The organism is Leucobacter sp. Psy1 (assembly GCF_020096995.1).
Lineage (GTDB): Bacteria > Actinomycetota > Actinomycetes > Actinomycetales > Microbacteriaceae > Leucobacter.
The window spans coordinates 1,779,229-1,802,639 of sequence record NZ_CP083692.1 but is presented as its reverse complement, the minus strand read 5'-3'; the positions used below and the strand labels follow the sequence as shown (position 1 = coordinate 1,802,639).

The window sequence follows — 23,411 nt, the reverse complement described above, 5'->3', positions numbered from 1 at the left end:
GTGACGGCTAGGCTCGTGAACGTTGGCCGGAAGTGTGAGGGGGGCCTCTGAATGGCGAAGATCGAGAGCAGCGAGTTGCTGAAGTGCTCATTCTGCGGAAAGTCGCAGAAGCAGGTGCAGCAGCTCATCGCCGGGCCGCAGATCTACATTTGCGATGAGTGCGTCGCTCTCTGCAACGAGATCATCGAGGAGCGGCTCGCCGAGCAGCACGCAGAAGCAGACCCCTCCGATTTCACGCTGCACCGGCCCCGCAAAATCGCCGAGTTCCTCGACCAGTACGTGATCGGGCAGGATCGCGCGAAGCAGTCGCTCGCGGTTGCCGTGTACAACCACTACAAGCGGGTTCGCGCCAGGAAGGCGCTCACGAGTGCCGAGGCCGCGGCCGATGAAGTAGAGATCGCCAAGTCGAACATCCTGATGGTCGGTCCGACGGGCTGTGGTAAAACGTATCTCGCGCAGTCTCTCGCGCGCCAGCTGAACGTTCCGTTCGCCGTCGCGGATGCGACGGCGCTGACCGAGGCCGGGTATGTGGGTGAGGATGTCGAGAACATCCTCTTGAAGCTGCTGCAGGCCGCTGACTTCGATGTCCAGCGCGCCGAGACGGGGATCATCTACATCGACGAGATCGACAAGATCTCGCGGAAGGCCGAGAACCCGTCGATCACCCGAGATGTCTCGGGTGAGGGCGTGCAGCAGGCACTGCTCAAGATCCTCGAGGGCACCGTCGCGTCGATCCCCCCGCAGGGCGGCCGCAAGCACCCCAATCAGGAGTTCATTCAGCTGGACACGACGAACGTGCTGTTCATCGTGGCGGGAGCTTTCTCCGGACTCGAAGACATCGTGGCCACGCGGATGGGGAAGGGCGGCGTCGGCTTCGGCGCACCGCTCCCGAACAAGCGCGACGAGGCCGACTTCTTCGCTGAGGTGCAGCCGGAGGACCTCCACAAGTTCGGCCTCATCCCCGAGTTCATCGGCCGTCTGCCGGTGGTCGCCACAGTGGATCCCCTCGACGTCGACGCCCTGAAGCGCATCCTCAGCGAGCCGAAGAACGCGCTCGTGAAGCAGTATCAGCGGATCTTCGAGATCGATGGCGTGGGCCTCGAGTTCGAGGATGAGGCGCTCGAGGCGATCGCGGAGCTCGCGGTGGAGCGAAAGACCGGGGCGCGCGGACTGCGCGCGATCCTCGAGAACTTGCTCGGTCCCATCATGTTCGAGGTGCCGTCGTCCGACGACATCACCAGGGTGATCGTCACTGCGGAGTCGGTCAGGGGCGAGGCACCGCCGAGGATGCTGCAGTCGCGCGCCGAGCGCAGCGCCTGACTCAGGGCATTGCGCAGCGCCTGAGACCCCCGGCCGTGCGCGGCGCCTGAGGTTCAGCGCTCGAGGTCCCCTCGCCCGCGCGTCATCGGGTAACGCTACTCGGCGTCCGGGTCCCCGCTGCTCAGGTCGTAGGAGAGCAGCACTGAGCCGTCATCCTCGGGAATGGTGGTGGCGGAGACCGTGAGTTCGTCGTTGATCAGCAGGGCGCTGCGTCCGCCGTCGTCGTTCTGCGACTCATCGTCGACGGCGTAGGCGCCGTCCTCGATGATCCGATCCCACAGGGCGTCCGCCTGCGTCCCGTCCGCCGCGCGTAGCACGACGTACCATTCGAACTCGCTCCGAGCCCCGGCGTCGTCGATCGTCGCGTCCTCGGGCAGGGGGAACGCCGCGGAGGGGAACCCGTCGGGGAGCTCGGTCGACTTGACGTTCGGGTCGAACTCGGTCTCCGGTTCCGACCAGCTCGACTCTTCGGGGGCGGGGGAGCCCTTCTCCGGTGCTCCCGCGACTTCATCGGGTTCCGGCGCGCACCCGGCGAGGGAGGCGCCGAGCAGCCCCGCGACGAGGAAGACGGGCAGCGTGCGCGCGGAGCGTGCGCGCCACGCTCGTGCGGCGCTCACGCGCCCAGCCAATCGTCGTCGTCCGGTTCATCGGTCTCATCGCCCAATCGGACAACGGAGACCGATCCGTCGTGATCCTGTGCGACGCGCACGAGGTCGTCGAGCTCGCACCGTGCGCGGCCCTCCAGCCACGTGAGCGTCCAGGCGCTGGCCTCGGGGTGCTCGGCATCCTGAGCGGTGATCGCGTCGTGCAGCACGGCGGGAACGCTCTCGTGCGGCGCTGCTCCCGCCGTCCATCGCACCCCGAGTCTCACGGTCATGCCTCCGGGGTCTCGAGGGCGATCTCGGAGACGGTCGGACGCGTCACGTCTCCGCTCTCGATGCGGAGCTCGGCGATCCGTCCCACCGCAGCGAGGTCGTGGCCGGCGCTCTCCAGCCGCTCGACATCGCTCGCGGATGCCTGCACGACCGCGAGGGTGACGGGGGTGCGCTGCGACGCCTTGGCCTCCGATTTCGCCCCGCGGATGCCGATGAGCGCTTCGCCGACGAGGTCGAGAAGACCCTCATCCGCGTCTCCGGCGAGATCCGAGAGCTCACTCGCCTCCGGCCAGGCGGCGACGTGCACCGATCCCTCGTTGAACCATGACCAGGTCTCCTCCGTCGCGAACGGGAGGTAGGGGGCGAACAACCGGATGAAGACGGACAGCGCCGCACGGAGGGCGGTGACGGCGGAGGCCCGGGAGGCGTCGTCGGCATCGGTCGCGCCGTGCGCGCGCTCCTTGACGAGCTCCAGGTAGTCGTCGCAGAAGGTCCAGAAGAATGACTCGGTCAGCTCGAGCGCGCGGGCATGGTCGTACGATTCGAGGGCGCGCGTGGCTTCGGACACCACGCGGGCGAGGCGCGTGAGCATCGAGCGGTCCAGCGGCTCCGTCACCGTGCCCGTTCCCGTGGCGTCGAAGTTCAGCGTGAACTTCGCGGCGTTCAAGAGCTTGATCGCCAGACGGCGGCCGATCTTGATCTGCGTGGGGTTTTGCGGGTCGAACGCCGCATCGGTGCCGAGCTTGGCCGATGCTGCCCAGTAGCGGACGGCGTCGGAGCCGTGCTGCGCGAGCATGCCGGCCGGCGTGACGACGTTGCCCTTCGACTTCGACATCTTCTTGCGGTCGGGATCGAGGATCCACCCCGAGATGCCGGCGTGACGCCAGGGAAGCTGACCCTCCTCCAGCTCGGAGCGCAGGAGCGTCGAGAACAGCCAGGTCCTGATGATGTCCTGACCCTGGGGGCGGAGGTCGTACGGGTAGACGAGCTCGAAGAGCTCAGGATCCCGCTCCCACCCTCCGGCGAGCTGCGGCGTGAGCGACGAGGTCGCCCAGGTGTCCATCACGTCGACCTCGCCCTGGAAGCCGCCGGGGACTCCGCGCTGCTCGGGGGAGTAGCCCTCGGGCGCATCGGTCGACGGATCGACGGGGAGCTGCTCTTCGCGCGGCAGGATGGGGGAGTCGAACACCGGGTTGCCCTCGGCGTCGAGGGGGTACCAGACGGGGATCGGCACACCGAAGAACCTCTGCCGCGACACCAGCCAGTCGCCCGTCAGTCCCTCCACCCAGTTCTCGTAGCGCACGCGCATGAAGTCGGGGTGCCACTGGAGTTCGCGACCGTGCGCGAGCAGCCGGGCCCGGCGATCCTCATCGCGCGCGCCGTTCGCGATGTACCACTGGCGCGTCGATACGATCTCGAGCGGCTTGTCGCCTTTCTCGAAGAACTTCACGGGATGGGTGATCGGACGGATATCGCCGATGAGTTCACCCGAGGCCTGCAGCAGTTCGACCATGGCCTTCTTGGCGCTGAACACCGTCTTCCCGGCGAGCTGAGCGTACGCCTCACGGCCGGCTTCGCTCGTGATCGCCTCGGGCGCTTCGGAGACGACGCGGCCGTCGAAGCCCAGGATCGAGCGGCTCGGCAGCTGCAGTTCACGCCACCAGACGACGTCGTTGACGTCGCCGAAGGTGCAGATCATGGCGATGCCGGTGCCCTTGTCCTGCTGGGCGAGGTGGTGGGCCAGCACCGGAACCTCGACGTCGAAGACGGGGGTGCGCACGGTGGTGCCGAAGAGCTGCTGGTAGCGCTCGTCATCCGGATGCGCCACGAGCGCCACGCACGCCGCGAGCAGCTCAGGGCGCGTGGTATCGATGAGGATGTCGCCCTCGCCGACCGCCGCGCTCGATTCGGTGCGGTGGAACGCGAGCTGGTGATATGCGCCCGGCTGCTCGCGGTCCTCGAGTTCGGCCTGGGCGACGGCGGTGCGGAACGTGACGTCCCAGAGCGTGGGGGCCTGCGCCTGATACGCCTCGCCGCGCTCGACATTGCGGACGAACGCGAGCTGCGACGCGCGCAGCGACTCTGGGCCGATCGTGCGATAGGTCTGCGCCCAGTCGACGGACAGACCGAGAGTGCGCCACAGATCTTCGAACTGGCGCTCGTCCTCGACGGTCAACCGCTCACACAGCTCGATGAAGTTGCGTCGCGAGATGGGCTGCTGGTCGGCCGCCTTGACGCTCTTCCCATCTCCTCCGTCATGCGGGGGCACGAAATCCTCGACGTAGGGGAGCGAAGGATCGCAGCGCACCCCGTAGTAGTTCTGCACCCGGCGCTCCGTCGGCAGGCCGTTGTCGTCCCACCCCATGGGGTAGAAGACCCGCTTGCCGCGCATACGTTGGAAGCGGGCGACGGTGTCGGTGTGGGTGTACGAGAACACGTGCCCCACGTGCAGCGACCCCGACGCCGTCGGCGGGGGCGTGTCGATGCTGTACACGTCGCCGCGCTCGGCCCCGTCGCGCGCGAAGGCGTAGACGCCCTCACGCTCCCAGACCGCACCCCACTTCGACTCGAGGCCTTCCAGGTGGGGCTTGTCGGGGATTTCGCTCATGCGGCTGCTCCGTAGTGTGACGTGAACTCGGGGTTCGATGGGGAGGCACCGTCTCGCGGATCGGCCGGTTCGCGGGTCCGCGATCGGCGCTCCGGTGCCGGAATGGTCAACCACCCCAGTCTACGCGAAACCGCCGCGGCAGTGGCGTCCACAGGCGCGGACGCCGCCAGCGTCATCGCCGCAACGCGAGAAGGGTGTCGCCGCGGGGGTCAGTCCGCCGTCTGAGCGCGCAGCACATGCTCGCTCAGGCGGCCTCGCCCCGGCCCGCGTTCTGCCCAGGCCTGGGCTGCAGCGACCGTCTCACCGAGCGCTGCGTAGGCGATCGCCCGCGGGGCGAGGTCGCGGGCCGTGGTTCCCGATCGCTCCGCCACGAACTGCGACAGCGTCTCGGCCGCGGTGTGCATCCGGGTGAGCGCCGACAGGCCGACCTCGGCCGGACTGCCCATCGCCTCGAACTGCGTGAGGATCCAGGGCACCCGGTCAGGACCGAAATCCTCGGCCAGGCGTACGAGTCCGCTGCGGACTGCGGCCCGTGCGTCGGACGACGGGTCCGACGCCCGGAGAGCGGTGGGGAGCGACGCTATGGCGTCGTCGAGATCGCCCCAGAAGACGTCCGATTTCGCGGGGAAGTAGTTGAAGAACGTGCCCCGGCTGACTCCGGCGCGCCGCGCGATCTCCGCGACCGTCGTGCCATCGTACCCCTGCTCGAGGAAGAGCTCGCACGCCGCCTCCTCCAGGACCTCTTTGCTGGAGACGCGCGGGCGTCCGCGGCCGACCGGGCCGTCGCTGCTCGCGCGAGTATTCACTCCTCGATTCTATCGACGCCTCGCATCGCCTCCCTGAGTGCGCTGGTCCCGAGGAGTGCGCTGGCCCCGATCGGGAACAGCGCGCCGGAGCGACGCGGCGAGCCAGGCGATCGCCGCGGCGCCTCCGATCACGGCGGCGAGCGCGAGGATGGCCTGCTGGGTGCCGAGCGCTCCGATGGCGGCGCCCAGCACGAATGCGCCGAGTCCGAGTCCGCCGTCGTAGCCGATGTTCCAGAGCGTGGATGCAGTGCCGGTGCCCCGATCGCTCATGCGATCGACGGTTGCGACGAAGGTGTCGTTCTGGCACGCGCCGAAGCCCGCGCCGAGCAGAACGGAGCCGATGAGGAGCTGCGGGAGCCCGCCATCGAGTGCTCCGCCGATGAGTCCGAGACCCGCGGCGACGGAGAGGGCCGCGCCGTACTGGATCCGTCCGCTGCCGATGCGGTCGGCGAAGGGTCCGACGGCAACGCGCCCGAGCACGAGGGCGAGCGATGCGAGAAGCAGTGCCAGCGCGGCAGCGACTGGATCCGGTCCGGAGAGCGGCAGGAACGTCGTCACGGCGCCGAATGCGCTGCCGGTGAGTACGAGGAGCACGATCGGAACGGATACGGCCCGCAGGGACCGGAGTGAGGGAAGGGTGAAGCGTCCGTGCAGGGCTCCGGGGATGAGCAGTGCGATCGCGCACGCCGAGAGCGAGGTCGCGGTCGCGGTCCAGAAGACGGCGCCGAACCCGAAGTGCTCTGACGCCCAGACGCCGCCGGCCAGCCCGACGACGGTCGGCGATGCGGTGGCGAATCCGTAGAGCGCTACGGCGGAGGAGAGGCGGCCTTCGGGGGCGAGGTCGGCGGCGAGCACGCCTCCCGTGACCACGACGAGACCGAAGCCGAGTCCGCGGACGAGGGTGATCACCATGAGCCAGGTGAATCCGTCCGATACGAGGTAGAGGGGTGTGGGCGCGCCGAGGAGCAGTGTGCCCGCGATGAGGAGGGAGCGGAGCGGCGCGAATCGCATGAGCCAGGGCATAAGGAACTGCGCGGCCACCGTCGCCGCCATCATTCCGCTGGTGATCGTTCCCGCCGCGAACGCGTCAGCTCCGCGCTCGGCAGCCCACATCGGGAGGACGGGGATGAGTGCCGCGTAGTTGATGAGGGAGAGGAAGGTGGCCCCCGCGAGAGCGGCGAGCGGGCCGCCGAGGACGCGCGTGTGACCCATCGTTCCAGTCTGCCACGGTTGGGGTCGCTCACAGGTGATGGATAGTCTGGGTGCATGGCAGAACAGAAGCGCGGCCTCGTTCCGAAGCTCATCTCGCGGGCCCTCGAGTTGCGGCTCGTCCGCGCCTTCCTGCTCTACAGCGAGCACAAGGGGTCGATGCTCGCCGACAGCATCACCTACCGCGCGCTGTTCAGCGTGTTCGCCGCCGTGCTGCTCGGTTTCTCGATCGCCGCGCTCTGGCTCGCGGGTAACCCGGACGCCATGCAGGCACTCATCACGTCGCTCGATTCGGTGATCCCCGGCATCGCTGGCTTCATCGATCCTGCTGATATCGAGGCGCCGACGGGCTTCACCATCGCCGGCATCGTGTCGATGGGCGGTCTCCTCTTCGCCGCGATCAGCGCGATCGGCAGCCTGCGCTCCGCGATCCGGGTGATCGGCGATCAGGTCACCGAGACCCAGATGTTCATCTGGGTGATCCTGCGGAACCTCATGGTCGGGATCGCCTTTGGTGGACTCCTGGTCGCCGCGGCGGCAGCCTCGTTCCTCGGGTCGGTCTGGATCGACACCGTATCGGGGTGGCTCGGGATCGGCGAGGGCAGTCCCGTCGCCCAGACCCTGACGCGCGTCTTCGGCATCGTGGTCGTCTTCGTCATCGACACTGTCGCGATCGCACTGGTGTTCCGCCTGCTGTCCGGTATCGCGGCGCCCGCCCGTGCACTGTGGACCGGCGCCATGCTCGGCGGTGTGGGGCTGACGGTCCTGCAGGAGCTCTCCGGGCTCTTCGTCCGCGGGGCGACCTCCAACCCGCTCCTCGCGACCTTCGGCGCGCTCATCGCGCTGCTGCTCTGGTTCAACCTGTCGGCGCAGGTGATCCTCATCGCGAGCAGTTACATCGTGACCGCGGCCGCGGAGTCCCAGGATCGAGTGCGCACCAAGTACGGTGCAGAGAACTTCGCGCAGCGTCGCCGCCAGCGCGCCGAGGACAAGTTCGAGGTGGCGCGTGCTGAGCTCGTCGCGGCGCAGGAGGCCGAGGCGGAGGCCCGCGCACCGGAGGCCGAGCGCGAGCCGCGTGAGTGATTCGCCCGGCGGGGGTCGCGCGTTCTTCGCGAGCGACGCCCTCGCAGTCGCTCCTCGACTCCTGGGCGCGCGACTCGCGCTCGCGGGGCCGGACGGCGAGGTCGAGGTCCGCATCACCGAGGTGGAGGCCTACCACGGCGTGGGGACCTCGGGCGTCTACGATCCCGGTTCGCACTCCAAGGATCGGCTGACCCCGCGCAACGCGTCCATGTTCGGCCCGCCAGGCCACGCCTACGTCTACTTCTCGTACGGCATGCACTTCGCGATCAACATGGTCTGCTCACCCGAGGGTGTCGCGTCAGGGGTACTGATCCGCTCCGGAGCCGTCACTCGCGGCATCGAGATCGCCCGTGCGCGTCGCGTCGCGCGCCGGAGCACTGTTCCGCCTGACGCTCACCTCGCGAGGGGGCCAGGCAATCTCGCGGCCGCGCTCGGCGTCACACGCCCGGTGCACGACGGACTCGATCTGCTCGCCCCGCCGTTTACCTTCTCGCCCGCTTCGACGCCGCAGGCGGGCATTCGTTCCGGCCCGCGCGTCGGCGTCGCCGGTGAGGCTGGCGGGCCCGCCTTCCCGTGGCGGTTCTGGATCGACGGCGACCCCACGGTGTCGGTGTTCCGGCCGGGCCGCGGCGCTCCTCCAACGCCCCGCTGACCGCGCCTCGCGGCGTCATCCGGGTGCCGCGCGTCAGGGATCATCGATACTCTGGAGCACATGGCGAACGACACGACGGCTGATCCGAAGCACGAACCCGAACTGTCCGAGACGGCGCGGATCGCCCGCGACCTCATCCGCTTCGACACCTCCAACCGGGGCGGCGGAGACGCGAACCCGGAACGGCCGGCCGCGGAGTACGTGGCCGACTACCTGCGCGGCCTCGGTCTGGAACCGGGCATCTTCGAATCGGATCCCGGGCGCGCGAGCGTGGTCGCGCGCGTGGCAGGTGAGAACCAGGAGCTTCCTGCGCTCGTGCTGCACGGGCACCTCGACGTCGTGCCTGCCGATCCGGAGAACTGGACCGTCGACCCGTTCGCGGGCGTCGTTCGGGACGGGATGCTCTGGGGTCGAGGAGCGGTCGATATGAAGGACATGGACGCCATGATCCTGACCGCGATCGCCGAGCTGCTGCGCGCCGGTGAGCGCCCGAGGCGCGACGTGATCCTCGCGTTCTTCGCCGACGAGGAGAACGGCGGCGTCTACGGCGCTCAGCACCTCGTCGTCGAGCACCCGGAACTCTTCGCCGGCGCGGGCACCGCGATCAGCGAGGTCGGCGGGTACTCGGTAGACCTCGGCGGGCAGCGTGCCTACCTCGTGCAGACGGGCGAGAAGTCGCTCGACTGGATTCGCCTGCGCGCCAGGGGTACCGCCGCGCACGGGTCGCGTGTCTGGCACGACAACGCGATCACGCGACTTGCGGAGGCGATCGCGGCGCTCGGCCGCCACGAGTGGCCGCTCGCGCTCTGCGACACCACCAGGGAGCTCATCGACGAGATCGCCGCGATCTACGGCGAGGATCCCCACGAGATCGATCCGGAGCAGCTCGTGCTGCGCGCCGGCAAGGGTGCGGGGTTCATCCAGGCCAGCCTGCGCAACACCTCGAATCCGACGGTGCTCAAGGCCGGCTACAAGCACAACGTCATTCCCGACACTGCGGAGGCCCTCGTCGACATCCGCGCCGTCCCAGGTGAACAGCAGCAGACGATGGACCTGGTGCGCGAGATCGTCGGCGACGACATCGAGGTCGAGACGCTCCACTCCGACATCGGCCTCGAGGTCCCGTTCACTGGCGAACTCGTGGAGGCGATGACGGCGAGCATCGCCAAGTTCGATCCCGAAGCGAAGGTGCTGCCGTACCTGCTCTCGGGTGGCACCGACAACAAGTCCCTCGCGCGCCTCGGCATCGTCGGCTACGGGTTCGCCCCGCTCCGGCTCCCGGCGGATCTCGACTTCCCCGGAATGTTCCACGGCGTCGACGAGCGGGTGCCGCTCGACGCGCTCGACTTCGGGCACCGCGTGCTCGTCGACCTGCTTCGCAGCTACTGAACAGGTAGGGTAGACGGCGGTCTGCTCCCGAACGGGGCTGCAGAGGAAAGGCAACATGGGGATTCTCGAGGCCATCATCCTCGGGATCGTGCAGGGACTCACCGAGTTCCTGCCGATCTCGTCGAGCGCGCACCTGCGCATCTCGAGCGAGCTGCTCGGAATCGGAGACGCGGGAGCCGCGTTCACCGCGATCACGCAGATCGGCACCGAGGCAGCCGTCATCGTCTACTTCTGGCGAGACATCGTCCGGATCATCGGGCGGTGGTTCCGTTCGCTGACGGGTGCCGTGCCGCGCCGGGATCCGGACGCGCTCATGGGCTGGTGGATCATCCTCGGTACGCTCCCGATCGTCGTGCTCGGTCTCCTCTTCGAGGACGCGATCGACTCGACCCTGCGGTCTCTGTGGTTCGTCGCGTTCGCCCTCATCGGGTTCGGCATCCTGCTCGGCGTCGCCGATCGCGTGGGCCGCAAAGTGCGGCCCATCGAGCAGCTCACCTGGAAGCACGGCCTCATCTACGGTTTCGCGCAGGCGGCCGCTCTGATCCCCGGCGTGTCGCGATCGGGCGGCACCATCACCGCCGGCCTCCTGATGGGATACACCCGAGAGGCCGCTGCGCGCTACTCCTTCCTGCTCGCGATTCCCGCCGTGCTCGGTTCAGGCGGATACAAGCTCGTCTCGTCGATCGGCGACCCCACAGCGACCCCGGCTCTGCAGACCGCCGTCGCCACCGTCGTCGCGTTCGTCGTCGCGCTCGTCGTCATCGGCCTCTTCCTGCGCTACATCTCCAAGCGGAGCTTCATGCCGTTCGTGGTCTACCGCGTGCTCCTCGGCATCACCATCATCGTCCTGCTGAGCACCGGCGTGCTCAGCCCCCACGACGGCGCAGCCGTCGCCGCGACCTCCGGAGGCACCCCGTGAGAACCTGGACACCGCCCCAGCTGCCCGAGCTCCCCGGCTCGGGCACCGCCCCCCGACTCTTCAACACCGCGACGGGACGACAGGAGACGCCGGGCACGAATGAGGGCCGCGCGTCGCTGTACGTGTGCGGCATCACCCCGTACGATGCCACCCACCTCGGGCACGCATTCACCTACCTGACCTTCGATATTCTCGTGCGCGCCTGGCGCGACGCGGGCCTCGATGTCGTCTACGCCCAGAACATCACCGACATCGACGATCCGCTCCTCGAGCGCGCGACCGCCACGGGCGTCGACTGGCGAGCCCTCGCCGACGAGCAGATCGGCCTGTACCGCTCGGACATGCATCGTCTCGGCCTGATCCCGCCGGATCACTTCGTGGCCGTTACCGAGCAGATCGCCGAGATCGCGGCGGCAGTCGCACGCCTCCGCGAGATGGGCTACGCCTACACCGTGCCGACCGCGGACGCCGAGCAGGACGACCTGTACTTCGACACCCTCGGCGCTTCCGAACGATCCCAGTGGCGGCTCGGGGACGTCGCCCCGTACGACCGGGAACTCATGCTCAAGTTCAGCGCCGAGCGCGGTGGGGACCCCGACCGGCCAGGAAAGCGCGACGCCCTCGACCCGCTCCTGTGGCGTGCCGCGCGGGTCGACGAGCCGAGCTGGGAGACGGTGCTCGGCGCCGGTCGCCCCGGCTGGCACGTCGAGTGCTCCGTGATTGCGGCGCGCGCGCTCGGATGCCCGTTCACGGTGCAGGGCGGGGGAGCGGATCTCGTCTTCCCGCACCACGAGTTCACTGCGGCGCACGCGACCGCAGACACCGGTGTGCCGCTCGCGCACGCCTACTGCCACGTGGGTCTCGTCGGCTACGAGGGCTTCAAGATGTCGAAGTCGCGCGGCAACCTCGTCTTCGTCTCGAAACTGCTCGACTCGGGAGCCGACCCGTCCGCGATCCGGCTCGGCCTGCTCGCCAGGCACTACCGCTCGGACTGGGAGTGGCGGGACAGCGACCTCGACATGGCGGATCGGCGCCTCCGCGCCTGGCGCGAGGGTCTCGCGCGCACGAGCGACGAACCGGCGAACGCCGCTGCCGTGCTCTCCCAGCTGCGGGCTGCGCTCGCCAACGACCTCGACACCCCCGTGATGCTCGCGACACTCGATGCCGCGCTCGACCGGGGCGTGGATCGACCGGGGCTCATCGCCGACGCCGTCGAGGCGCTGCTCGGCGTGCGACTCGTCGACCGTCCGGAGGACTGACCCGCTCGGGCGGCTGCCCGCCGCTTCACTTTCGGGTGGCTGCCCGACCGCTGCTTCACGCTCGGCTCGATTCTCACGCTTGGCTCGCCGATCCAGTGGTGGCGAGCGAGGGGAGCGTCGATCCCGAGCTGACGGTTCGCCCGAGCTGGTGCTCAGTCAGAGGGTGCGCTCAGCGCGCGTCGGTCTCCGGCCCCTGGTCGTCGGACTCGTCGGACTCTCCAGGTTCGTCCGAAGCACCACCTGCCGGGGAACCCGCGTCGTCGCCCGAACCGGACTCCGCAGCGTCGTCCGCGCTCGGCTCCGCGAACTCCTGATGATCGGCACGGGGCTGCTCGAGGAACTTCTCGAACTCGAGGGCGAGGGCGTCTCCCGTGGTCTCGGCCGCCATGTTGGCGTCTCGGGACTCTTCGAGGCGCTTGATGTACTGCGTCATCTCTTCGTCGGTCGCCGCGATGCGGTCGATGTTCGCCTCCCACTCGGTGGCTTCGTCGAGCAGGGCACCGCGAGGAATGACGATGTCGAGGAGTTCCTCGAGGCGGTCGAGGATCGCGAGCGTCGCCTTGGGCGAGGGGGCGCTGTGCACGTAGTGGGGAACCTGGGCCCAGAGCGACAGTGACTCGATGCCTTCGGCTGCCAGCGCCAGGTCGACGACGGTGGAGATGCCGGCCGGACCCTCGTAGGTGCTGCGTTCCGCACCGGTTTCGGCGCGACGCGAGGCGTCCTCAGAGGACATCGAGATGGCGATGGGCCGCGAGTGAGGTGCGTCGGAGAACATGGATCCGAGCAGGATGACGGAGTCGATGTCCCAGACGTCGATGAGCTCGATGATCTCCTCGGCGAAGGAGAGCCAGTCGCGTGCGGGTTCGACGCCGGCGAGGAGGAAGAGGTCGGTGACGGGCGTGCCGTCGATGCGGCGCACTGTCTCCGTGTCCGGGTCGATCGCTTCGGCTCCCGGTCGTTGCACCTTGCCGTAGAGCCGCGTGTCCGGCCAGTCGAGGACTCGGTCGCCCTGTTCGTCGAAGACGATCTTCGGTCGGTGCACTTGGAAGTCGACGTATCCCTCTGCCCCGATGGCGTGCAGCACCTCCGCGTCGATGAGTTCCGCGAGGTGCTGCAGCACGGTCGTCGTCGCGGCTCCGGCGTCGCTCCAGCCTTCGAAGGCTGCGATCATGATGCGGGGGCGGCGTGCGTGCTGGTCGGCGGGCTCGGTCACGTGGGGTTCGGCTCCTTCGGCGGGTTGGAGGGCTCCCTCTAGCGTATCTTGCTGGGCTGGGTGAGCAGGACTGGGTAGACTGGTGCGAATGACGACGCCACGCCACGGAACCCCTGATCTGCGCGCAGTGCTTTGGGATATGGACGGGACACTCATCGATTCCGAGCCGCTGTGGCTGGAGGCCGAGACGGCGATGCTGTCGCGCTACGGCATCGCGCTCACCGATGACGTGCGCGAGCAGCTGGTCGGCTGCGGTCTGCGCACGGGGGCGGAGATGTTCCGCTCGCTCGGAGTGCCGCTCGAGGTGGACACCATCATCGACGAGTGGATCGACGCCGTCATCGACGGTTTGAATCGGAGCGGCCCGTCCTGGCGTCCTGGCGCGCTGCAGACGCTGCGCTCGCTCGCCGATGCCGGTGTTCCCTGCGTGCTCGTCACGATGTCGGTGCGCCGCCTCGCCGAGCATGTCGTCGGCCTGCTCCCGTTTACGGCGTTCGAGGCGATCTTGCCTGGAGACGAGGTCGCGCACGAGAAGCCGCACCCGGAGCCGTACCTGCGGGGCGCCGAGGCGGTCGGGGTCGACATTGCGGAGTGCCTGGCGCTCGAGGACTCTCGAACCGGCCTGCGCTCTGCGGCGGCGTCCGGTGCAGTTGCGATTGGCGTGCCGCACGAGGTCGACCTCGACGACGTCGATGCGCACGCGCTGTGGCCGACGCTCGACGGTGTCGACGCGCGGACGATCCGTGCGGAGTTCGCGCGTCTGCGTTCGGAGACCCCGCGACCGCGGACGCTGAGCGTTCCGCAGCACGTCGATGGGCCGGCCGTCTCCGGTCCGTTCCAGTACGGCGATCGGGTGCAGCTCACGGGGCCGAAGGGGCGTCTGAACACGATCACGCTCGTGCGCGGCGGCGAGTTCCACAGTCACCGCGGCATGATCGCGCACGCGGCCATCGTGGGGCTCCCCGATGCCTCGGTGCTGCGGAGCAGCAGCGGGGACGAGTATCTCGCGCTCCGCCCGCTGCTCTCCGACTACGTGATGTCGATGCCGCGCGGGGCGGCGATCGTCTATCCGAAGGACGCCGCTCAGATCCTCTCCCTCGCGGACATCTTCCCGGGCGCCAGGGTCGTGGAGGCCGGTGTCGGCTCAGGCGCGCTCTCCCTCCACCTGCTGCGCGCGATCGGCCCGCAGGGCGCCCTGTTCTCCTTCGAACGGCGAGAGGAGTTCGCGGAGATCGCCCGCGCGAACGCCGTCGCGTTCGCGGGGACTGAACCGGAGAACTGGACGGTCACGGTGGGGGATCTCCAGGAGTCGCTTCCCGCTGCGTGCCCCGACGGTTCGATCGACCGTGTTGTGCTCGACATGCTGGCGCCGTGGGAGTGCATCGATGTCGCCGCCGACGCGCTCGCTCCTGGCGGGGTCGTGATCTGCTACGTCGCAACGGTGACGCAGCTGTCCCGCGTCGCTGAAGAACTGCGGCGCTCGGACAAATTCACCCATCCTCAGTCGTCGGAGACGATGGTGCGCGGGTGGCACGTCGAAGGTCTCGCCGTGCGGCCCGACCACCGCATGGTCGCGCACACCGGGTTTCTCATCACCGCGCGGCGCCTCGCACCGCAGACGGCGGTGCCGCAGCTCAAGCGCCGAGCCTCGAAGAGTGAGTTCGACGATGCCGATCTCGAGGCCTGGACGCCCGACCTGGTCGACGGCGATGGAAGCATCTGGACTCCGAGCGTCGTGGGCGAGCGCGGGAAGAGCGACAAGGTGCTCCGGAAGAAGGTCAGGGACGCCAAGCGGCTCGCGGATCAGCGTCGCGACGGAGGATCGGGCGAGGGCCAGGCAGGCGATGATCCGTCTGCCGGAACCGTGGTGCGCGCGGCGACTCACGACGACGCCGCGACCTCTGAGACCGCGAACTCCGAGGGCTCAGACGAGGTCCGTTAGGATGTCTGAGGTCAGCACACCACTGCGAGAGGTTTCCATGCGCCGTCGTACCGTTCCCGCCGTCTCCGCGGCCGTTCTCCTCCTCGCCGGCGTGACCGGGTGCAGTGCGAGCGGTGCGGCCGCCGACGACTGCGATGCGGCATTCGGCCCTGGCGCGATGAGCAGCAGCACCGAGGTGACCGGTGGAGCCGGCCAGGCGCCGGAGGTCGTGATCCCCGAGGGCGTCGTCGTCGAGCAGTCCCAGCGGTCGATCGTCTCGGACACCTCCGAGGACGACCGCGACGACGCTCGGGTGGCGGGCGACGACACCCTGGTCGCCGTGAACCTTGCCCTCTACGACAGCGGTAGCGGCGAAGAGCTCATGGCGAGCCCGTCCTGGGACGCGGACCGCGGCGCGAGCTTCGTGCTGATCGACCCGGAGATGGACAACCCGCTGGCGGAGTCGCTGCGCTGCGCCGTCGCGGGCGATCGTGTCGTCGCGGCATTCGACGCCGAGGACAGCGTGCTGCTCGCCGGCCAGGGCGGCATCGGCGAGGGGGACTCGATCGTCGGAGTGATCGACGTCGTGAACGTCGACGAACTGGTCGCTTCGGGCAAGGCGAAGAATCTGCCGTCAGGGTTCCCCGCCGTCGTGACCGACGACACCGGGCGCCCCGGCGTCGTGCTGCCCCCGCGGCCGGCACCCGACGGCAGCCGGGCTGCGGACCGGATCGTCGGCGACGGCCCGGAGGTCGAGGCTGACGACGCGGTCATCGCACAGGTTCTCGCCGTCGGCTGGGACGGCACCGTCGATCCGCAGAACAACAGCTGGGACACGATGGCTGGTCAGGGCGGGCCGAAGCCGATCGGCACCGAGGACGACATCGCCGCGAGCGGTGCGACGTATCGCGCCGAACTCACGGGTCACACTGTGGGCTCGCAGGTGGTGATCGTCGAGGGTGGCGAGAACGCCCGCGTCGTCGTCGTGGACATCGTCAGCGTCGGATAGTTCGAACACTCGGGGGTGCCGATGACGCAGCGCCGCAGGATCCCGGCGGAGCAGCGGATCTTCAGTCTCGTGCTGGCGCTGGTCGCGAGCCCGGAGGGCGTGACCAAGCGCGGTCTGCTCTCGAGCGTGTACGGCTACGCCGACCGATTCGATGCGTCGAAGCCAGACGCCGCCCTCGACCGGCAGTTCGAGCGCGATAAGGATCAGCTCCGAGCGCTCGGCGTGCCCGTCGAGACCATCGATTCGCCCCAGGAACCCGGAAACACCCAGCTCGCTCGCTACCGGATCAGTAAAGAGCTGCTGCAGGTTCCGCAGGGGCTGCGGTTCACGCCGCGCGAACTCACCCTGCTCCGCATGGCCGCGCTCGCGTGGGCCGAGGGGAGTCTGACCGCCGAGTCGCGGCGGGCCGCCATGAAACTGGAGGCGATCGGCGCCGACGTGGACGTGCGGCACCTCGGTGTCGCCCCGCGCATCGGGCCACCTGACCCTGCGGCTCAGGTGCTCTGGCGGGCGATCGAGGAGTTCCGCGTGGTCCGCTTCGACTATCGACTGCCGTCGCGGGAGCGTTCGCTGACTCGCCGCGTCGCACCCCTGCGCCTGCATCGGGCGGACGGGAGGTGGCACCTGATCGGGCGCGACCTCGACCGTGCCGCCGACCGGGTGTTCCTGCTCTCGCGCATCGTGGGTGACGTCGTCGTCACCGCCGAGCGCTTTTCCGAGGATTGGCTCGTCTCCGCCGAGTCGGTGGTGGCAGACCTGCTCGAGCGGGAATCCCGGCAGCTCGCGACGGTCGTGGTCCGCGAAGGGTCGGTCGCCGAGGCGCGTCTGACGCCTCGAGCGCGTGCCGTCGACGGTCGGACGCTGACGCTCGGCACGCTCGACTACTTCGAGTACGCACTGGCCGACGAACTGGTGTCCTACGGCGATGAGGTCGCTGTGCTGGACCCGCCCGAGCTGCGCCGCGCCGTCGTCGGTCGCCTGCGTCGGATCGCCGAGGCGCACAGCGAGACCCTCGAGGCCGGAGGTTCCGCGCATGGCTGAGCGGCTGCCCACCCCCGACCGCGTCGTCCTGCTCCTGTCGCTCGTGCCGTACCTGCAGGAGCACGGCCCCACCACGATCACCGAGCTGTCTGCGGCGTTCGACGCCGACCCGAAGATGCTCCGCGACCTCGTGCGGTTCCTGGGGACCGCCGGGGTGCCAGGAGAAACGCTCCGCTACCAGCACGAGGATCTCTTCGACATCGACTGGGATGCGCTCGAGCGCGACGACACGGTGTCGCTCGTCCAGGCCGTGGCGGTGGACGATGCTCCGCGCTTCTCCTCGGTAGAGACGGCCGCGCTCCTGGCGGGACTGCACGCGCTCACGAGTATGCTCCCGGAACCGGACGCCGAGATCGCGATGAGCGCCGCCGCGAAGCTGGGAGCGACGGCCGGGTCAGCCTCCCCGCTCTCGGTCACGGCTGAACCGCAGGATCCGCGCCTGCCCGAACTCGTGACGGCGATCGATGCGGGACACTCGGTCGACTTCGCGTACCGGGATGCGGCCGGCAGCGTCACCGAGCGCACCGTCGATCCGTGGTCTCTCACTCAGAACGGTGGTGCCTGGTACCTGCGCGGATACTGCCTGACGCGAGAGGACGAGCGGCTCTTCCGCGTCGATCGGATGTCCGCCATTCGGGTGCGCGAGGAACCGGTGAGACACCAGGCACCCGCTGCGCGTCGCGATCGAGTCGCGGAGCGCGGGGGAGTGACGGTCGTCGCGGTGGTCCGCGAGACGGCGATCCCGCGGTTGCGCGACGCCTTCCCCGAGATCGTCGAGCAGGCCGGCGACGGCAGGGTCAGGATCCGGCTCCGTCTCGGCCATCCCAACGCCGCCGTGACCCTGGTGCAGGCGGTGCCCGGCGACATCGAGATCGAGTCGCCGGTCGCGGCACGCGATGCCGTGCGAGTCTGGGCCGAGCGCGCGCTCTCGGTCTACGGGGACTGAGCTGGGATACACTGTGGCCGTGTCTTGGAGAACCCGCCGATCCCGCCGCACGGGCGCCAGGATGACGTTGGCGGAGCACCTCGTGGAGTTTCGCAATCGGCTCATCATCTCCGCGATCGCGATCGCCCTGGGACTCGTCGCCGGCTGGTTCCTCTCGGACTGGGTGTGGGACGTGCTGCGGCAGCCTGTTCTCGACATCGACGCAATCGGCCGCCAGGCGACGATCGCCTACGGCGATGTGACGAGCGGCTTCGACACCAAGGTGCAGATCTCGCTGTTCATCGCGATCATCATCGCAAGTCCCGTGTGGCTCTACCAGATCTGGGCGTTCCTTGTTCCCGGTCTCACCAAACGTGAGAAGTGGTACGCGATCGGCTTCGTCGGATCGGCGGTGCCGCTCTTCCTCCTGGGAGCGTACGCCGGGTGGCTCGTCATCCCGAATATCGTGCGACTGCTCGCGAGCTTCCAGCCAGAGGAAGACGCGTTCTTTCTCACGGCTCGCAGCTATCTCGACTTCTCCGTCAAGCTGCTGCTCGCCGTGGGTGCCGGGTTTGTCATGCCGGTGCTGCTCGTCGCCCTCAACTTCCTCGGTGTGCTCAGGGGCAGGAGCATCCTGAAGAGTTGGCGCGGCGCGATCCTCGCGATTATTCTCTTCGCAGGCATCGCGACCCCCGCAGCCGATCTCATGAGCATGTTCCTGCTCGCGTCCCCGATGGTCCTGCTCTACTTCGCGGCGGCGCTCATCGCAATTCTGCACGACCGGGTCGTGGATCGCCGCAGACGGACCGAACTGGAAGAGTACGGCATCGAGGACTCCCGCGAGGTCGCGGAGTGACGGCGCTCGAGTACTTCGAGTCGCGGCTGGAGTTTCCGCTCGACGAGTTCCAGCGGACCGCCTGCCGCCAGCTCGAAGATGGTCGCAGTGTGCTCGTCGCGGCGCCGACCGGTTCCGGCAAGACCGTCGTCGCCGAGTTCGCGGTCATGCTCGCGCGGCGCGAGCGCGATGCGCGCGTGTTCTACACGACGCCGATCAAGGCGCTGTCGAATCAGAAGTTCCACGAGCTCTGCGACGAGTACGGGGAAGATGAGGTGGGACTCCTCACCGGCGATGTGAACGTCCGCGGGGATGCGCCGGTCGTGGTGATGACGACCGAGGTGCTCCGCAACATGATCTACGCCGATTCCGAGGCGCTGGCGGATCTCGCCTTCGTCGTGCTGGACGAGGTGCACTTTCTCGGCGACAAGTTCCGCGGCGCCGTGTGGGAGGAGATCATCCTCCACCTGCCAGAGCACGTGCGCATCGTCGCGCTCTCCGCCACCGTCTCGAATGCCGAGGAGTTCGGCGACTGGATGCACACCGTGCGGGGCGACACCGACGTGATCCTCGCAGAGCATCGGCCGGTGCCGCTCTATCAGCATGTGCTGACCGCGAAAGCGCTGCTGCCGCTCATCGTCGACGGCGAGGGAGATCTCGCGGTGCACGGCCGCATCAATCCCGAGCTGCGCAGGCTCGACGGCGGTGCCGGGGGTCGTGGGTCGGGCGACCGGGGCGATGATCGGCGCGGCGGTCGGGCGAATCGCGGTCGGGGCGGTCGCAGCCGAGGTGGGCCTCCGCAGCGACGACGAGCCCCGCGCATATCCCGTGCCGATATCGCTCGTGGCCTCGAGGAGACGGGGCTGCTCCCCGCCATCGTCTTCGTCTTCAGCCGGAACGGATGCGACCAGGCGGTACGCCAGTGCCTCTTCTCCGGCGTCAGGCTGACAACGCAGGAGGAGCGGCGCGAGATCCGCGCCGTCGTGGACCGCGAGCTCGCGGGGATGCGGGACGAGGATCTGCGAGTCCTCGGCGTGAGCGAGTGGGTCGCCGGCCTCGAGCACGGCGTCGCCGCGCATCACGCGGGAATGCTCCCCGTCTTCAAGACGGTGGTCGAGCACCTTTTCCAGCGGCGGCTGATCAAGCTCGTGTTCGCCACCGAGACACTCGCGCTCGGCATCAACATGCCAGCGAAGGCCGTCGTCATCGAGCGGCTCGACAAGTTCAACGGCGAGCAGCGCGTGCCGCTGAGCTCGGGGGAGTTCACCCAGCTCACGGGTCGTGCCGGCCGGCGCGGGATCGACCCTGAAGGCCACGCCGTCGTCGTCTGGAGCGATGCGGTCGACCTCGAGGCGCTCGCTCAGCTGGCGTCGACCCGCTCGTTCCCCGTGCGGTCGAGCTTCCGCCCGACGGCGAACATGGCGGTGAACCTGCTGGAGCGCATGGATCTCGCAACGGCCCGCGAGACGCTGGAGCTGTCGTTCGCCCAGTTCCAAGCGGATCGAGCGGTGGTGGACGAGGCGCATGAACTGCGTGCGGAGCAGGAGTCCCTCGCCGGGTACGAGGCCGCGGTCGAGCGCGCGCACGGTGCCGACAGGAAACGCTGGGAGGACCGCACTCGGAAACTCAAACGACGCATCGAGCGGCGTCGCCGGCAGATCGCCTCGCGCACCGGCACCGTCGCGCGCACCTTCGAGCACGTCGTCGACGAGCTCACCGAACTCGACTATCTCGCGGTGCAGGGTTCGGGGGAGCGCGCCCGCGTGACGGTGCAGCCGTGGGGCACGGTACTGAGACGGATCTACGGTGATCGGGATCTGCTGATCGCCGAGTGCGTCAGGCGCGATGTCTGGGCGGGGATCGACGCGGCCGGCCTGGCGGCGCTCTGCTGCGCGCTCACCTACGAGCCGCGTCGCGATGACGACGGCGATCCGCGGCTGCCAGGTGGCGCGTTCCCGCGCGTCTTCGACGCGACGCTTGACGTCTGGGTGGAGACCGACGATCTGGCGGAATCGCATCGCCTGCCACAGACGGAACCTCCGCACCCCGGTCTCGCGCTGGCGATGCACGCGTGGGCGACCGGGAGCACGCTCGAGCGCGTGCTCGAGATCAGCTGGGCGAGCGCGGGCGACTTCGTGCGCTGGACCAAGCAGACGATCGATCTGCTGGACCAGCTCGCCCAGGCGAGTGAGGCCGGTGCCGCGGCGGAACTCGACGTCGACCGTCTGCGTGCGCTCGCGAAGCTGGCGCGCGACGCGAAGCGGCTCGTTCTGCGCGGCATCGTGGAAGCCTCCAGTGGGAGTTGACCGGAGGCTGCCCTGGTGGGCGGCGCTTGGCTCCGCGGCCCTCGGCGGGTTCCTCCTCGACGTTGCGACGCCCGGGCTTGCCTGGTGGCCGGTGGCGTTCATCGCCGTGCCACTGGTGCTCGCGGCCCTCTGGCAGCAGCGTTCCAGTTTCGGCGCACTGCTCGGCGCCGTCGCCGGAGCCGCCTTCTGGCTGCCGCACATCTCGTGGCTGACGCTCTACCTGGGACCCGTGCCCTGGCTGGCGCTCGGCACCGTCATGATCCTCTGGTTCGCACTCTTCGGGTGCTGCGCCGCCCTGGCAACCCGGTTCCTCGCCCGAGTGCTGCGTGCGCGGGCTCTGCGGGCGCGGTGGATCGCACTCACGCAGGCCTGCACCGTCGCCGGGTTGTGGGTAACCCGCGAGCAGTTGCAGTCCTCCTGGCCGTACGGCGGCTTCGCGTGGGGCCGTCTTGCGCAGACGCAGGCGGAGAGTCCGCTCGCCCAGTCGGTCTCATGGACGGGCACGGCAGGGCTCTCGGGTCTGCTGGTGCTGCTCTGCGCGGTACCGGTCGCGGTGGCATTCGCTGCTGGCGCGCCGTCGTGGCGGAGCTTCGCGTCGCCGCGCGCGATTCGGAGCGGACTTGTTCCCGCCGGGGGCGTGTCGCTCGTCGGACTCGTCCTGCTCGGTCTCGTGCCTCCAGCACCCCTGCTCGGAGCACCGGACGGCGCCGACGAGCGGACCCTGACGGTCGCTGCAGTGCAGGGTAACGCGAAAGCCGGCATCTTCGACGACCGTGAGTCGGGCGACGTTCTCCGCGCGCATCTCGACACCACCAGGCGGATGCTGGACGAGCTGGACGAGCGCGGGGACAGCGTCGATGTCATCGTGTGGCCGGAGAACAGCGGTGAGTTCGACCTGCCAGGGCACGTGCTGAACTCGGCACGGGTTGCGCAGCTCTCGAGTCGCGCCGACGCCCCGATCGTCGCCGGCTCGGTGCTGCGCGATCGCTCGGCGCGGAGCGCGGATGACGGGTCGGGCAGCGCTCCGGAGGAGACATACACGAACAGCGCAGTGGTCTGGGACGCCGAGGGGGACACGGGCGTGCGGTACGACAAGCGCCGCCCCGTCCCGTTCGCCGAGTACATGCCCAACCGTCCGTTCTTCCACGCGCTCGCGCCCGAACTGGTGGATCTGGTGCAGCTCGAGTACCAGGCGGGGGAGCTCCCGGCATCGGTGGACATCGACACCCCGGCCGGCGTCGTTCGCGCAGGTATGGCGATCTGCTTCGACATCATCTTCGACGAGCACGCCCGAGCGATGCAGTCGACCGGGGCCGAGATCATCTTCGCACCGACGAACAACGCCGATTTCGGCCGGACGGACGAGAGCGCGCAGCAGCTGCAGATCGCCCGACTCCGGGCGATCGAGATGGGCCGAGGCCTCGTCAACGTGTCGACGGTCGGAACCAGCGCGATCGTCGCGCCGGACGGGCGCGACCTCGACCGGCTCACGCCCTACACGGCAGACTGGATGGTCGCGGACGTACCGCTGCGGAGCGGCACGACGCCCGCCATGCTGTTCGGCGTCGGGGTGGCGAGCATGTGGGTCGCGCTCGGCGTCGCGCCTCTCAAGCTCGCCCTCGCCTCAGGGGTGGCGCGCAAGTTCCGGGGCGGCGGTTCTACTTCGACTTCTCGCCGCGCCGGGACCTCAGGAGCGTGAGCCGCTCCTGCAGGAGCTCCTCCAGCTCTTCGCGACTCCGCCGCTCGATGAGCATGTCCCAGTGGGTGCGCTGAGACGATTCCTTGCCCTCGAACTCGGCGCGCGCGGCTCTGCCTGCCTCGTCGTCCAGAAAACCGAGTTCTCCGGTTCGCTGGTCGACCCACTCGGCAGGCGGCTCGGCGTCGGCGTCGAACATGACCCCGAATCTCGTGCCCTTGTCCGTCAGGTATTCGACGCGCACGCGGGGGGAGAGCTCGATGCCCTCGTCGCCCTGCAGGCTCGTCGACCCGATGCGTGCTCCTCGTAGTGTCCGTTCGGCCACCGTGTACCTCCCGTCCGCCG

20 protein-coding genes and 1 pseudogene are annotated in these 23,411 nt (G+C 69.0%); 14 read left to right on the top strand and 7 right to left on the bottom strand.

Features of this window, described 5'->3' with window-relative positions:
* Positions 1-51 precede the first annotated feature (51 nt).
* Positions 52-1,320: an ATP-dependent Clp protease ATP-binding subunit ClpX gene (gene clpX / locus K8P10_RS08400; RefSeq protein ID WP_224778495.1), complete on the top strand. Its 1,269-nt coding sequence runs from the start codon at positions 52-54 to the stop codon at positions 1,318-1,320.
* Between the two features lie 95 nt (positions 1,321-1,415).
* On the opposite strand, the gene K8P10_RS08395 is transcribed toward clpX, so the two are convergent.
* The 5 genes from K8P10_RS08395 to K8P10_RS08375 all read right to left on the bottom strand — a co-directional run bounded on the left by K8P10_RS08395 (position 1,416) and on the right by K8P10_RS08375 (position 6,821).
* Entirely contained in the window at positions 1,416-1,937 is a 522-nt protein-coding gene (locus tag K8P10_RS08395; protein WP_224778494.1) for a hypothetical protein, read from the bottom strand.
* On the bottom strand, positions 1,934-2,197 hold the full coding sequence (locus K8P10_RS08390; RefSeq protein ID WP_224778493.1) for a Fe-S oxidoreductase: 264 nt from the start codon (positions 2,195-2,197) through the stop codon (positions 1,934-1,936). The genes K8P10_RS08395 and K8P10_RS08390 overlap by 4 nt, the downstream gene beginning before the upstream one ends.
* Positions 2,194-4,803 (bottom strand): valine--tRNA ligase, encoded by a 2,610-nt coding sequence (valS, locus tag K8P10_RS08385; protein ID WP_224778492.1) that lies wholly within the window; start codon positions 4,801-4,803, stop codon positions 2,194-2,196. Before valS ends, K8P10_RS08390 begins: the two co-directional genes overlap by 4 nt.
* Positions 4,804-5,012: 209 nt before the next feature.
* Positions 5,013-5,609, bottom strand: coding sequence for a TetR family transcriptional regulator (locus tag K8P10_RS08380; RefSeq protein ID WP_224778491.1), 597 nt, complete (start codon positions 5,607-5,609; stop codon positions 5,013-5,015).
* Positions 5,610-5,618: 9 nt separating this feature from the next.
* Positions 5,619-6,821, bottom strand: coding sequence for an MFS transporter (locus K8P10_RS08375; RefSeq protein ID WP_224778490.1), 1,203 nt, complete (start codon positions 6,819-6,821; stop codon positions 5,619-5,621).
* Positions 6,822-6,875: 54 nt separating this feature from the next.
* Here K8P10_RS08375 and K8P10_RS08370 point away from each other — a divergent pair, with 54 nt between their 5' ends.
* From K8P10_RS08370 to mshC, 5 genes are read left to right on the top strand one after another with little or no spacing between them, the layout of a single operon-like run.
* On the top strand, positions 6,876-7,901 hold the full coding sequence (locus K8P10_RS08370; protein ID WP_224778489.1) for a YihY/virulence factor BrkB family protein: 1,026 nt from the start codon (positions 6,876-6,878) through the stop codon (positions 7,899-7,901).
* On the top strand, positions 7,894-8,553 hold the full coding sequence (locus tag K8P10_RS08365; protein ID WP_224778488.1) for a DNA-3-methyladenine glycosylase: 660 nt from the start codon (positions 7,894-7,896) through the stop codon (positions 8,551-8,553). Before K8P10_RS08370 ends, K8P10_RS08365 begins: the two co-directional genes overlap by 8 nt.
* 60 nt (positions 8,554-8,613) lie before the next feature.
* Positions 8,614-9,942: a M20/M25/M40 family metallo-hydrolase gene (locus K8P10_RS08360; RefSeq protein WP_224778487.1), complete on the top strand. Its 1,329-nt coding sequence runs from the start codon at positions 8,614-8,616 to the stop codon at positions 9,940-9,942.
* Between the two features lie 55 nt (positions 9,943-9,997).
* Positions 9,998-10,861, top strand: coding sequence for an undecaprenyl-diphosphate phosphatase (locus K8P10_RS08355; RefSeq protein WP_224778486.1), 864 nt, complete (start codon positions 9,998-10,000; stop codon positions 10,859-10,861).
* Positions 10,858-12,120, top strand: coding sequence for a cysteine--1-D-myo-inosityl 2-amino-2-deoxy-alpha-D-glucopyranoside ligase (gene mshC, locus K8P10_RS08350; protein ID WP_224778485.1), 1,263 nt, complete (start codon positions 10,858-10,860; stop codon positions 12,118-12,120). The genes K8P10_RS08355 and mshC overlap by 4 nt, the downstream gene beginning before the upstream one ends.
* A gap of 169 nt (positions 12,121-12,289) precedes the next feature.
* Here mshC and K8P10_RS08345 read toward each other — a convergent pair whose 3' ends face one another.
* Positions 12,290-13,333, bottom strand: a complete 1,044-nt coding sequence (locus tag K8P10_RS08345; RefSeq protein WP_224778484.1) for a proteasome assembly chaperone family protein — start codon at positions 13,331-13,333, stop codon at positions 12,290-12,292.
* 88 nt (positions 13,334-13,421) lie between these two features.
* On the opposite strand from K8P10_RS08345, the pseudogene K8P10_RS08340 reads away from it, so the two are divergent.
* From K8P10_RS08340 to lnt, 8 genes and pseudogenes are all read left to right on the top strand, one after another.
* Positions 13,422-13,985, top strand: a pseudogene (locus K8P10_RS08340) (HAD family hydrolase); the annotation flags it as partial.
* Between the two features lie 138 nt (positions 13,986-14,123).
* Entirely contained in the window at positions 14,124-15,275 is a 1,152-nt protein-coding gene (locus tag K8P10_RS08335) for a tRNA (adenine-N1)-methyltransferase (RefSeq protein WP_224781248.1), read from the top strand.
* Positions 15,276-15,312: 37 nt separating this feature from the next.
* Entirely contained in the window at positions 15,313-16,263 is a 951-nt protein-coding gene (locus K8P10_RS08330) for a peptidylprolyl isomerase (protein WP_224778483.1), read from the top strand.
* A 21-nt stretch (positions 16,264-16,284) separates the two neighbouring features.
* The gene (locus tag K8P10_RS08325; RefSeq protein ID WP_224778482.1) at positions 16,285-17,304 is read left to right on the top strand and encodes a YafY family protein; all 1,020 of its coding nucleotides are present in this window, start codon (positions 16,285-16,287) and stop codon (positions 17,302-17,304) included.
* Entirely contained in the window at positions 17,297-18,250 is a 954-nt protein-coding gene (locus K8P10_RS08320) for a YafY family protein (protein ID WP_224778481.1), read from the top strand. The genes K8P10_RS08325 and K8P10_RS08320 overlap by 8 nt, the downstream gene beginning before the upstream one ends.
* A gap of 61 nt (positions 18,251-18,311) precedes the next feature.
* Positions 18,312-19,085, top strand: a complete 774-nt coding sequence (tatC, locus tag K8P10_RS08315) for a twin-arginine translocase subunit TatC (RefSeq protein WP_224781247.1) — start codon at positions 18,312-18,314, stop codon at positions 19,083-19,085.
* Entirely contained in the window at positions 19,082-21,370 is a 2,289-nt protein-coding gene (locus K8P10_RS08310) for an RNA helicase (protein WP_224778480.1), read from the top strand. Before tatC ends, K8P10_RS08310 begins: the two co-directional genes overlap by 4 nt.
* The gene (lnt, locus tag K8P10_RS08305) at positions 21,360-23,069 is read left to right on the top strand and encodes an apolipoprotein N-acyltransferase (protein ID WP_224778479.1); all 1,710 of its coding nucleotides are present in this window, start codon (positions 21,360-21,362) and stop codon (positions 23,067-23,069) included. The genes K8P10_RS08310 and lnt overlap by 11 nt, the downstream gene beginning before the upstream one ends.
* Here lnt and K8P10_RS08300 read toward each other — a convergent pair.
* A complete protein-coding gene (locus tag K8P10_RS08300; protein WP_224778478.1) occupies positions 23,029-23,391 on the bottom strand; it encodes an RNA polymerase-binding protein RbpA in 363 nt (120 codons plus the stop codon). The genes lnt and K8P10_RS08300 overlap by 41 nt on opposite strands.
* Positions 23,392-23,411: the final 20 nt, after the last annotated feature.